7 protein-coding genes are annotated in these 12,981 nt (G+C 31.9%); 2 read left to right on the forward strand and 5 right to left on the reverse strand.

What is annotated here, in order from left to right:
- The first annotated feature begins 5 nt into the window (after positions 1-5).
- The gene (locus ACFWU4_RS02905) at positions 6-914 is read left to right on the forward strand and encodes a FecR family protein (protein WP_411124689.1); all 909 of its coding nucleotides are present in this window, start codon (positions 6-8) and stop codon (positions 912-914) included.
- On the forward strand, positions 898-3,189 hold the full coding sequence (locus ACFWU4_RS02910) for a TonB-dependent receptor plug domain-containing protein (RefSeq protein WP_411124691.1): 2,292 nt from the start codon (positions 898-900) through the stop codon (positions 3,187-3,189). Before ACFWU4_RS02905 ends, ACFWU4_RS02910 begins: the two co-directional genes overlap by 17 nt.
- Here ACFWU4_RS02910 and ACFWU4_RS02915 read toward each other — a convergent pair.
- From ACFWU4_RS02915 to ACFWU4_RS02935, 5 genes are all read right to left on the reverse strand, one after another.
- A complete protein-coding gene (locus ACFWU4_RS02915) occupies positions 3,186-4,088 on the reverse strand; it encodes a histone deacetylase (RefSeq protein ID WP_411124693.1) in 903 nt (300 codons plus the stop codon). The genes ACFWU4_RS02910 and ACFWU4_RS02915 overlap by 4 nt on opposite strands.
- Positions 4,088-6,469: a hypothetical protein gene (locus ACFWU4_RS02920; protein ID WP_411124695.1), complete on the reverse strand. Its 2,382-nt coding sequence runs from the start codon at positions 6,467-6,469 to the stop codon at positions 4,088-4,090. Before ACFWU4_RS02920 ends, ACFWU4_RS02915 begins: the two co-directional genes overlap by 1 nt.
- Before the next feature lie 86 nt (positions 6,470-6,555).
- Entirely contained in the window at positions 6,556-8,952 is a 2,397-nt protein-coding gene (locus ACFWU4_RS02925) for a hypothetical protein (RefSeq protein ID WP_411124696.1), read from the reverse strand.
- 251 nt (positions 8,953-9,203) lie between these two features.
- Positions 9,204-11,270, reverse strand: a complete 2,067-nt coding sequence (gene metG / locus ACFWU4_RS02930) for a methionine--tRNA ligase (protein WP_411124698.1) — start codon at positions 11,268-11,270, stop codon at positions 9,204-9,206.
- A 108-nt stretch (positions 11,271-11,378) separates the two neighbouring features.
- On the reverse strand, positions 11,379-12,980 hold the full coding sequence (locus ACFWU4_RS02935) for a DUF1501 domain-containing protein (RefSeq protein WP_411124700.1): 1,602 nt from the start codon (positions 12,978-12,980) through the stop codon (positions 11,379-11,381).
- Between the last annotated feature and the right edge of the window lies 1 nt (position 12,981).

Raw genomic sequence — 12,981 nt, forward strand, 5'->3', positions numbered from 1 at the left:
AGTTTATGACTGAAGATGATTTATTAAAAAAATGGTTAAATAACGAACTTACTGATGCAGAAAAACAGGCGTTTAGTGAGCGAGATGACTATGCTATAAATCAAAATATAATTGAAAAAGCGCAACATTTTAAAGCATCACAATTTTTTGAAACAGATAATTTTGAAAAATTTAAAACGAACTATCATAATAGGTCTTCCGTAAAGCGATTAACATGGGTAAAATCATTAATGCGAATTGCAAGCGTTTTAGTTGTGGGTTTAGCTATCTATTTTTCTTTCTTTAATACAAATATTATTGAGCAACGGACTTTAGCAGGCCAAAAGACAGATATAAACCTTCCGGATTTATCCAAGGTAATTCTCAATGCCGATTCTGAGATTACTTATGATGCCAATGCGTGGGATTCTAAAAGAAGTCTTAATTTAAAAGGCGAAGCTTATTTTAAAGTTGCTAAAGGGAAGACATTTGATGTTATTACAGCAAATGGGGTAGTTACCGTTGTTGGTACCCAGTTTAATGTGAAGACTCGCGACAATTATTTTGAAGTCATCTGTTATGAAGGTATTGTTAAAGTGGCATCAGGTACTATTACTAGAAATTTATTAGCAGGGGATTCTTACCGCATACTCAACAAATCCTTTAGTGAAGATAAAACGGATGATGTAAAGCCTCAATGGACTAATAATAAAAGTCGTTTTAAATCTATTCCTTTAGCTCAAGTAATTGAAGAATTAGAACGTCAATACAATATTAAAGTAGACTTTAAAGACACAAATACAGCGCGCTTATTTACTGGTGGTTTTGCTCATAATAATCTCAAAAATGCGCTTTCTGCCATCACGCAACCAATGAATTTAACTTTTGAAATTAGTTCGTCTAACCAAGTACTAATTCATGGCAATACAAACTAAGCGGCATATACTAATTCTGCTTTTCAATTTTATCTTTTTCTTTCAATCTCATACACAAGAGACTGATAAAACCCCTTTACTCGAAATTTTAAATACGCTTGAGATACGTTTTAATATTCAGTTTAATTATGCAGAAGATTCAATTTTAAATATTAATATTAGACCTCCTTCGGAAAAATTGTCATTAAAGAAATCGTTGATTTATTTAGAAACTAATACGTCATTTCTATATAAACTAACGGATGATAATATGGTTTTAATTATAGCTAAGGTTACTGGTATTAATCTTCAGCAGTTATCCGAGGTAATGGTATCTGGTTATATTGTAAAAGGTATAAACAAATTAAATAATGGCTCTTTTGAGATTGACATTTCAGATTTCGATATTCTTCCTGGTTTAATAGATACAGATGTATTACAGGCGATACAAGCTTTTCCTGGCATTCAGAGTATAAATGAGACTGTTTCAAATATAAACATTAGAGGAGGGACGCATGACCAGAATTTAATTTTATGGGATGATATAAAGATGTATCAATCTGGTCATTTTTTTGGTCTAATATCAATGTTTAATCCGCAAATAACGCAACGCGTTAGTCTAACAAAAAATGGTTCTTTTGTTGAGTTAACAGATGGAGTGTCTGGAACTATATCAATGGAAACCGACAAAGATTTAAGCAAGAAATTTAAAGGTAACATAGGTGTTAATTTTATCGATGCAAATGGTTTTGTTGATATTCCGATTAACGACAAATCGTCATTACAAGTAGCAGCACGAAAATCTATAAGTGACTTTACTGAAACTCCGACTTACAATAATTTTTTTGATCGTATTTCGCAGGATACAGAGGTAGAAAATAATACGATGAGTATTATTAATTCAGATAAAACGTTTGATTTTTATGATGCATCGCTGCGTTGGATTTACAAAATAAATCCAAAAGAAGAATTACGTGTTAATTTTATAAATGTAGCAAATGCATTAGTTTTTAATGAAAATACAACCGTGGATTCTGTAGAAGATTCTAAAGAAAGTAGTTTAACCCAAAATAGCATTGCAGGAGCTATAGAATATTCTAAAGTTTGGGATAGTAAATGGCAAACAACTTTTGAAGCTTATGAAACAGATTATAAATTAAAGTCAATAAATGCTAATGTAATAGATGCACAGCGATTTTTGCAAGAAAACAAAGTATCTGAGACAAGTATTAAAGTTAAAACCAACTATAAAATTAACGAAGGGTTAAAACTACTTAGTGGGTATCATTTTGTAGAAACCGAAATTACAAACTTAGATGATGTTGATATACCACGTTTTAGACTTTTAGTTTCGGAAGTGATAAGAACTCACGGATTATTCTCACAATTATCATATAAGTCTAAGGATAGAAATACTAATTTATCCACAGGACTTAGATACAATTATATTGACAAATTTGAGAAGTATTTACTAGAACCAAGGCTAAGTTTTTCTCATAAATTCTTTAATCATTTTTCAGTAACGGTTTTAGGTGAGTTTAAGCATCAGAATACATCTCAGGTTATTAATTTTCAAAACGATTTCTTAGGGATTGAAAAACGTAGATGGCAATTGTCTAATAACAGCGATATTCCTATTATACAAAGTAGACAGACATCTTTAGCTTTGTCTTTTAGTAAAAAAGGATGGCTCATAAGCGCAGAAGGTTATTATAAAAAAGTGAAAGGAATTACAACGCAGAGTCAAGGTTTTCAAAACCAGTATGAGTTTGAAAGAACCAGCGGGTTTTATGAGGTTAGAGGTATAGATTTTATTTTAAGAAAACAGTTAAACAATTTTAATTCTTGGCTCAGCTATTCTTTTATGAATAGTGATTATAATTTTGATGACTTACCAGAAAGGACATTTCCCAGTAATTTTAATATAAGACATGCTATTACACTAGGAACTAATTATATAGCAGAAAAATTTAAGTTATCAGCTGGGTTAAACTGGAATTCTGGGAGACCAACAACCCAACCTGTAGTTGGAAATGAAATAACGGATGCTATTATTAATTTTGGTGCTACTAATTCTTCAGAATTACAAGATTATCTTAGAGTAGATATTTCTGCATTATACGATTTTAAATTAACAAGGAAAACAAAAGCGAATATTGGTTTGTCCGTTTGGAACCTCTTAGACAGAACGAATATTATTAATAGTTTTTATCGCATAAATAACGGTGAAGTTGCAGAAGTACAGCAACGCTCTCTCGGTATTACGCCTAACCTAGTTTTTAGAGTTAATTTTTAAAAATAAATGTCTTGTGCTAATCTAAAAGTATTTGCATGCGCATCAACTATGGTATTTATATTAGGGGAATACCCTCCTCCCATACTACACATAACCGGAATTTTATAATGCTTACATTGCTCTAATACAAATCTATCTCTTTCTTTACAACCTTCTATAGACATGCCTAGCTTACCCAATTTATCAGTTGAGATAACATCTACACCACATAGATAGTAAATAAAGTCTGGTTTTTCGTCTTGTATGAGTTTTGGCAATGTGTTTTTTAACAGTTTAAGATATGTCTCGTCATTGGCGTCGTTTTCTAAAGCGATATCAAAATCACTTATCTCTTTTTTAAAAGGATAGTTATTTTTACCATGCATAGAAAAGGTAAAAACCGAAGTATCGTTCTTAAATATTTCTGCAGTACCATTACCTTGATGCACATCTAAATCTACAATTAGAATTTTACGAGCTAATCCTTTGCTTTGGAGATACCTAGACCCAATTGCTTGGTCATTTAACAAGCAAAAAGCTTCACCTCTGTTTGAATATGCATGGTGTGTACCACCTGCTATATTCATAGCGACACCATATTTAGTTGCATACTCACTAGCCTTAATTGTACCATCTGCAATAATGACTTCTCGCTCTATTAAGATTTCGCTTAGTGGAAAACCTATTTTTCGCGCTGCACGTGGGTTTAAAGTTATATTTACTAAATCATAATAGTACTCAGGCTCATGGACTGCCAAAATATACTTGTCATTTGGTTTTGTAGGTTCAAAAAAATTATTGGTATTACAGGTACCTTCATAGAGCAATTGTTGAGGTAGTAACTCATATTTATCCATAGGGAAACGATGACCCTTTGGAAGTGGATATTTGTAAATAGGATGATGTGCTATTTTTAGCACTATAGATTATCTATAATAATTTCTTGAGAGATAAAGGTATCATCATTTAAAACACCTTCAACGAATAACTTAAAGCTATTCTTTGTGTTTAGTACATTAAAGTTAAATGAGCCATCTTTACTAAACTCTAAGTTAGGTTTCCAATCAATGGTTCCAAATTCATTATAAAAAGAAGAATTATAATATTTAAACTTGGAGACGTAAAAGGTTTTTTCCTTGTTAAATCGCAAGGGTACATCATAAGTTTGAATATTATCATTTTTGCCCTTAGATTTATAATCATTTGAAGTGTAAATTTTAATAAAGCCAGCTTGACCTCTTATGCCACCACCAACGCCATAAAGCTCGTATTCTATGTAGTCAATATCTTGCATATTTAAAAATGTTAACAGACCAAAATCTGAAGTAGAACTGGTTGTAAGAAGTCCTTCATTTAAATATACCAAAGGAACATTTGTTCCCCAATTAACACGTGGATTAGTGATACTTAAGGTGCCAGAGAAATAATCAAATTGTGTATTAAAACCAAGGCGTTGTAGATACAAATCTAATCTTTGGTTTCTTAATTTTATTCTGTCATTAATAACGTCTACTTTAGATCTAATTGCTTTGTTGGCTAATGCTTCTGCACGTGTAAATTCTTTGCTCGCTTCAATAACGACTTCGTCTAATTGCTCACCATATTCCCAAGATTTATCTAATTCTATTTCTTTACTGTCTTCAATTATTGAAGTAAAAATTGCTTGTGGAGTTTTATATTCTAAATTAAAATCGGGAAACTTTGAAGGGTAAAATTGAGGATAGATTGAAGGTTTTATTTTAAATCCTTTTTTTCTTGAATCAATATAACCGATTCTGAATAAATCATCATCATTTGGAAATACAGTTTTGGCAGTAAATTCTGAATCTGTTTCTTTAAGTTCAAATAACTGTGAGGATGAGGCTTCTAATGGATAAAGGACATATGTTCCTGGGTTATCTCCGTTAATATTAGCTACCATGTCTATTCCACGTTCAAAAGGATACATAAAAACAGCATTGTAATTAAAAATTGTGTTCCAGTTGTAGCTACTCCAGCCCTGAGTTAATAATAACAATTCTAGATTATAGTTACTTTCTCTGGTGTCTTTAAAATATTGTGAAGCATTTTCAATAGTGCCTTTAACATAAGGTTGAATAAACAATTGTGATAATATATTATTATGATGATTATATGATTTAGTATTACTAGGTAATATTGAAACACTAAGATTAGTTAATTTAGAGATATCAATATTTTTAAGCTGACCTTTTACATTAATACTGTCTTTAAGTTTTGTAGATGCTACATTTGTAAGACCACTCGTCTTTATATTTTTTAAATTAAAATATAGGCGTTCTAAAATTGGCTGATTGTTTTTAGAAAAAATAGTAAATATATTCATACCTGGATACAAATTCTCAATAGGATAGCTAAGAATAATTTGTCCCTTACTATTTAGCTGAAACTCTGTAATCTGCATTTCGCTTCCATCGTGGAGAGCAATCTTAAATATATCTTCGCTAAATTGTTTTAGAAATAAATCGTTGGCATCCAATTTAACAATAACATTAGAACCAAGGCTATTCAATGTCATTGCTATTCCGGCAGATTTAATGTTTTCAATTTCTTTTTTTATTGTAGTTCCATTGGCGTTGAGTTCTGCATAATATTTAATGTTGGCTTTAGGATTAAGAATTACCTTAGCCATACCAGTATTATTTAGCTGAAAATTTGAGATGACCATATCGTTTTCGTCAATGATTTTGCCAATAGCATTTTTAATACCTAAACCAAATTGATTTTTTGCTACAATACCAATAACATTTTGAACATCATAAGATATATGGCCACCTTCTCCAAGTAGCTGCAAATCAATCTGCAATTTTTCTGATGCAATGGGCTTTATTTCTTGTAAATTATCAGCATCAATAACTTTAAATGTCTGCTCAAAATGGTTAGACTCATTAAAATTACGCATCCAATTAGTATAGGCTTTAAAGGTGAAAACACCACTTTTAAAAAGACTGTCGATCTCAAAAATATTAGATGTAATTCCATCATCGACTTTTAGAAGTTTCTTTTTTATTACATTTCCTTCTAAATCACTTATTGTGCAATAAAGGTTCTTTGTCATTTTTGAAGATCCTTTAGCATACTTATCGAAAATGTAGGTTGTGAATCCCAGCATTTCTCCTTCTATATAAGTAGACTTATTGAGATGAGCATAAGCAATTTCTCTTGGTGCTTCTGTATAATCTGAGTAATTATCAATAATATCTTCAGCATCTTGTGCAAATCCAAATGTAGAGCATAAAAGAAATAATGGGAATATTTTAAAGAGGTGAAGCGTTTTTATCATGGCAACTGGTTTTGTGTAAAATTATTAAAAACTGTATCTAAGCTTTTGATTTTAACGAATCTTTAGAACTAAAACTTCTAGTGAAATTATCTATTGACTGTTATTTTCTGAGAAATCAGTTGGTTTTCATTTAGAACACCTTCTATATAAAGTGTGATGTCTGTAGACTTAATATTTGGCACTTTAAATTCTGCAATACCGTTTTCAATATCTAGTTTTGGTAACCAACCAACAGTTCCATATTCCTTAAAGAAATCTGTCTTGTAAGAATAATATTTAGGAGTATAAAATGTTTTGTCTTTGCTAAAATTTAAAGGTGCCTCGTAGGTGACAACATTATCTATAGGATTTAATTCATTGTAACGTGTGCCAGTAAAGATTTTAATGAAACCAGCATTACCTCTTATTCCACCTCCAATACCATACAATTCATACTCAATATAATCAATTGAGTCCATCGTAAGAAAGGTTAAAATACCAAAATCAGAATCTTTACCAGAGGTTGTTAATAGTGCTCCGTCCAAGTAAACTAAAGGAGTTTTGTCTTTCGAAGTACCTCTAGGGTTAATAATACTTAATTTACCAGAAAATATATCAAAGTCTGTAGCCCAACCTAGGCGTTGCAGATAAAGATCTATACGCATGCCTCTAAGTTTTATGTTTTCTTCAATAAACTCAAATCGAGATACAATTGCTTTTTGTTTTAATTCTTCGAACTTTGTATATCTTTTATCTGCTTTTACAACAACTTCATCTAGGGCTTCCACTTTATTTATATCCCAAGATTTATTCTCATTTCTGCCCTTTACATAATAGTCATTGAGGGTATATGACTCTTCTATTATTTTATAATCTTTCGAGAATAAAGGAAAAGAGTTTGGAAAATATTGCAGTGCTAAGGTTGGTTTTTTATTAAAACTTGTCTTTTCATTTTCTATAAACCCTATTCTTAATTTTTCTTTCTCATTTGGGAAAACAGATTTTATAGTAAACTCTTTTTCGTTATTTGCAATATTAAATAATTGGGTATTACCACTTCTGTTTGGATATACTAAATATGTTCCGTTTTTACTCTTATTTATATTAGCTACGATATCTATACCACGCTCAAAGGGGTAAATAAACTTATCATTATAATTAAAAATTTTAGTCCAATCATAGCTAGACCAACCTTGAGTTAACATTAATAAATCTAAGTTATATGAAGCTCTTTTATTGTTGCTATCAAAATACATTGCTCCATTTTCAATCGTAGAATTAACATAAGGTTGAATGTATAATTGAGAGAAGATATTGTTGTTATGATTATAAGACTTTGTTGCAACTGGCAATACAGATACACTTAGGTGCGATGAGTTATCGGAGTTTGTGAGATTTTTAAGATTAAGTTTTACAGACAAACTATCTTTAGAAGGCTTCACTTTTACTTTAGTTAATTCTGTTTTCTTAAAGTTATTATTAAAGTAAAGACGTTCTAAAATAGGCTGATCATCATTATTAAATACTGTAAATATGTTTATACCAGAATTTAGTTCTTCCTTTGGGTATAATAAAATGGCTTCTCCGTTTTTATTGAGACTTACATAAGTCAGCAACATATTATGCCCATTATGCAGTCCTACTTTAAAGTTTTGATTAGTGCTGTTTTCTAAAGTTTGTTGATTTGTTTTTAGGTTTAGGATTAAATTTTCTTTAGAAGGTAATACGGACATTACCACTCCTAATAGCTTAATATCATTTATAGGTTTTTTGAGTGTTTTGGTAGCTGTTTCTAAGGTTATAAAATAGGATTCCTTAGAGTTAGGAATAAAAATTGTTTTTCCTACGCCTACTTCATTCAATAGAAATTTAGCAACTACATTATTAGAACTATCTAAAATTACGCCACGTGCATTTTTTATGCCTTTTCCGAACTGATTTTTAGCAATAATACCAACGGTGTTTTTAACATTATAAAGTATGTGACCACCTTCACCAAGAATTTGAAGATCAATATCAAAATCTTTAGGTGTTATCGGTTTTATTGTATTGTTATTATCTGCATTTATAACTTTAAAGGTTTGTTGGAAATGATTAGGTTCGCTGAAATTGCGCATCCAGTTTGTATATGCTTTAAAAGTAAATACACCTGAAGATAATGTGCTATCTATATAGAAAACATTTGAGGTTACACCATTTTCTACTTTTAAGAGTTTTTTCTTTATTACATTTCCATTTTCGTCATTAATGGTGCAATATAGATTTTGAGTTTCCTTTGAAGTTGACTTAGAGAATTTATCAATAATATAAGCCGTAAACCCCATCATTTCACCTTCTATAAAGGTGGATTTGTTGAGGTGAACATAGGCGAGTTCTCTAGGAGCCTCAGCGTATGTAATATAGTCGTTGAGAACATCTTGAGAATGCTGTGTAAAAGACTTATTGATAAACAAAAAAGCGATAACTAAAAATGAAGTTTTGAGAGGAAGTAGTGTTTTTTTCATGATAGCTGGTTTTAAACCAAAAGTTACACAAAAACTATACCATAGACAGCAGTTTTAACTATATTTTATAGTTAAACATCTAATTATCAAAGGGGTTATATTCCATCGCTTTGTAAGACGCGTATTTTTTTGATATAAGCTTTATTTGTTAAAACCGTTATCAATAACTATTTCTATTATGATAAATAGATGATATAGCACTTAAAAATAGGCCTAGTATTAAAGTTTTTATTTCAGATTTGGTTTGTCCACTAACTAATCTTTAGTCCATTAGAGACCTCGTTTATATCTGGATTAACAAATACTAAGTTGCCACCTTCGTCTTCAGTCATTAAAATCATACCCTGACTTTCTACACCACGAAGTGCGCGTGGAGCTAAATTGACTAAAACAGTAACACGTTTCCCAATAACTTCATCTGGTGTAAAGCTTTCTGCAATACCTGAAACGATAGTTCGAGTATCCATACCTGTATCTACTTTTAAGACTAATAGTTTTTTAGTCTTAGGCATTTTTTCTGCTTCTAAAATAGTACCGACTCTAATGTCTAGTTTTGTAAAATCATCAAAAGTAATTTCTTCTTTTTGAGGTTCTATCACTTTTTTAGATGCCTCGTTTGCCTTTTTGCTAGCTTTTAATTTTGCCAATTGTGTTTCAATTTGAGAATCTTCAATTTGTGAAAAAAGTAAATCTGCTTTTCCTTCCTGAAGTTGGTGCCCACTAGGTAATAAGATCTCTTTTGTAGAAATAGCGTTCCATGAAGTATCGAGTTCACTCCCCGAAATATTTAAAATACCTTTTAATTTGGTAGATGTAAATGGTAAAAATGGTTCACTCAAGGTTGCTAATGCCGAAGAAATCTGAAGGGCAATAAACATAACAGTTTTAGTGCGCTTAGGATCGTTCTTAACCGTTTTCCATGGTTCTTCATCTGCAAGATATTTGTTACCTAGTCTTGCTAAATTTATAAGCTCCTGGCTCGCTTCTCTAAAACGATAACGTTCAATAGAACTAGATATCACAGCAGGATATGCTTTCAATTTTTCTAAGGTCGTTTCATCAATATCCTTATAAGTTGAAGGTTGTGGCACAAAACCATCATAGTATTTGTTTGTTAATACTGAAACTCGATTAATAAAATTTCCGAAAATAGCTACAAGCTCGTTGTTGTTTCTTGCTTGAAAATCTTTCCATGTAAAATCGTTATCCTTTGTTTCAGGAGCATTAGCTGTTAGCGCATAGCGTAAAACATCTTGTTGATTAGGAAAGTCTATTAAATATTCTGGTAACCAAACTGCCCAATTTTTAGAAGTTGATAATTTATTACCTTCTAAATTTAAAAACTCATTTGCAGGTACATTTTCGGGTAAAATATAAGAGCCTTCCGCTTTAAGCATAGATGGAAAAATAATACAGTGAAATACAATATTATCCTTGCCAATGAAGTGAACTAAAGTAGTTTCTTCATTTTTCCAATAGTCCTCCCAATTTTTTCCTTCACGCTCTGCCCACTCTTTTGTAGCAGAAATGTAACCTATAGGTGCATCAAACCAAACATATAATACTTTGCCCTCTCCTCCTTCTACAGGTACCGGAATTCCCCAATCTAAATCTCGCGTTACAGCTCTTGGTCTTAAGCCATCGTCAATCCAAGACTTTACTTGGCCATATACATTTGGTTTCCAATCTTTTTTATGCCCTTTTAAAATCCACTCTTTTAGGAATTCTTCATGCTTATTTAATGGAAGAAACCAGTGCTTAGTTTCTTTTAAACTTGGGACATTACCAGTTATCGCTGATTTTGGATTTATTAAATCAGTTGCATTATGGCTTGTTCCACAATTTTCACATTGGTCTCCATAACTTTCTTCATTACCACATTTAGGACAAGTACCAATTACAAAACGATCTGCTAAAAATTGATTTGCTTCAGCATCATATAATTGCTCAGAAACTTCTTCTACAAACTCATTCTTATCATATAAGGTTTTAAAAAATTCTGAAGCTGTATCGTGATGTATCTTTGCTGAAGTGCGCGAGTAATTATTAAATGTTATACCAAATTCTTCAAAAGATGTTTTGATAATTGCATGATATTTATCTACAATATCCTGTGGTGTAACACCCTCTTTTTTTGCTTTAATAGTAATTGGTACTCCGTGTTCATCACTTCCGCAAATAAAAGCAACATCGTTACCTGTTAATCTTAGATATCTCGCATATATATCAGCAGGTACATAAACACCGGCTAAATGGCCAATATGAATAGGACCATTTGTATATGGTAATGCTGCTGTTATAGTATATCTTTTAGACATGAATGTTCGATTAATATGAAGCGCAAAATTACAACTTTACTCCTAAGTTAAAAAACGAAAAGCCTTCAGTTATCACTGAAGGCTTTCTTTTCTTTGTTTTATTAATTTTTATCTTATTATGAGGGACTTACTAAAGTTTTGATTACCTACAGAAATGCGATAAATATACTGACCAGTACTTAATTTCTTAGCAACTGTATTTTTTACGCTTATGCTATGTTCTCCTGCGAATAGCATTTCATTTTTAAGGGTTGCGATGGTTCGTCCCATAATATCGTATAGCTTTATTACCGTATGTTGTGTATATGGATTTTTTATATAAATAATACTATCGGTTTCTGTGTAAATAACTTGATGTTTAAATCTGTTTTGATTAAAATCATCGACACTAAGAGCATCACAATTAAATCCGAGATCAACTCTGGCATAAGTTGTATTTAATAAGGCTTCGTTTACCAAGTTAGAATCTACACACAACCATTCTTGTAAAATACTAGCATAAACTTCTCTAAAATCTTGAGTATACCCTAAGTTACCGCTACTTTCATTTAAATCGGGATGCTGTCCTACAAAGCCATTACCTTCAATAGCAGGTCCAAATAGCATTAATGGTGCAGCTTTACCGTGATCGGTTCCATTAGAACCGTTTTCATAAATACGACGGCCAAACTCACTAATTGTCATTGAAAGAACTTTGTCGTCTAAACCAGCTTGGGCTAAATCCTCATAGAATAGTTTAATTGAATTGGCTAAGTCGATTAATAAATTTCTATGATTGTTAACTTGGTTGGCATGGGTATCAAAACTACCTAAGGTTACCATATATACCTTTGTACCTAAGTTACCTTTTATAAGACGTGCAACGATTGAAAGTTGTTGCCCTAATTCTGAATCCATATACTCAGAACTATTAACTCCCTCAGTATAGGCTTCATGTATAGTCCCAGCATACTGATAGGTGGTATTTGTAGTACCTCTCATAAATTGTAATTGATCACCATAAATACAATCTGGAAAACTAGACATGTCATGCACTGTTCCACTCTGAGCAATAGCTTCTAACTGATTTGGATTGGCAACTGAAAAGGCATAATTATTAGAATCCCCTTCAAATATTAAATTACCTATACTACCAATTTGTACCGCAGCAGGTACACTAGGAGGGTTAATTAGATATTCTGGATAAAGTTCTTCAAAATGTCTTCCTAGCCAACCTGTTTGAGCGCCGTTTGTTTGGTCTGTTGAAGCCCATATATCTGATCCTGCAAAATGGGATTGACTTTGATTTTCGTAACCTACGCCATGCACAACCTTCATACCTCCTGTGTCCCAAAGATTTAACAAATCGTTCATATATGTCGGAAATCCGAAGTCGGGTGTTAACGCTGTAACCTGACTTTGAGTGTGTCTAATATTAGGTCTATTTGCTGCATAAGTGTCGTAATCGTAAAGAGGAACAATAGTATTAAGCCCGTCATTACCACCTTTTAGTCTAATAATAACAAGAATTCTGTCTGTTTCAGAATTACTTATTGCCGCTGCTAATTTTGAATCGCTAGATGCTGAAAGCGGCATACCTCCTAGCATCATTGTACCAGCACCAGTAAGACCTAAGGCCTGTAAAAATGATCGTCGATTCCATTTTTTGTGCTCTTCATCGTGAGCGCTTGTTCCGAATTTTGAATCTTGTTTTGGGTCGTGATTGCACATA

This window comes from Winogradskyella sp. PE311 (assembly GCF_046545555.1).
Taxonomy (GTDB): domain Bacteria; phylum Bacteroidota; class Bacteroidia; order Flavobacteriales; family Flavobacteriaceae; genus Winogradskyella.

Bases quoted from the DNA above. Each gene is read 5' to 3' on its own strand.
- ACFWU4_RS02905 (WP_411124689.1), top strand. From the start codon at position 6: ATGACTGAAGATGATTTATTAAAAAAATGGTTAAATAACGAACTTACT.
- ACFWU4_RS02935 (WP_411124700.1), bottom strand. From the start codon at position 12,980: ATGTGCAATCACGACCCAAAACAAGATTCAAAATTCGGAACAAGCGCT.
- ACFWU4_RS02920 (WP_411124695.1), bottom strand. From the start codon at position 6,469: ATGATAAAAACGCTTCACCTCTTTAAAATATTCCCATTATTTCTTTTA.
- metG (WP_411124698.1), bottom strand. From the start codon at position 11,270: ATGTCTAAAAGATATACTATAACAGCAGCATTACCATATACAAATGGT.
- ACFWU4_RS02910 (WP_411124691.1), top strand. From the start codon at position 898: ATGGCAATACAAACTAAGCGGCATATACTAATTCTGCTTTTCAATTTT.
- ACFWU4_RS02925 (WP_411124696.1), bottom strand. From the start codon at position 8,952: ATGAAAAAAACACTACTTCCTCTCAAAACTTCATTTTTAGTTATCGCT.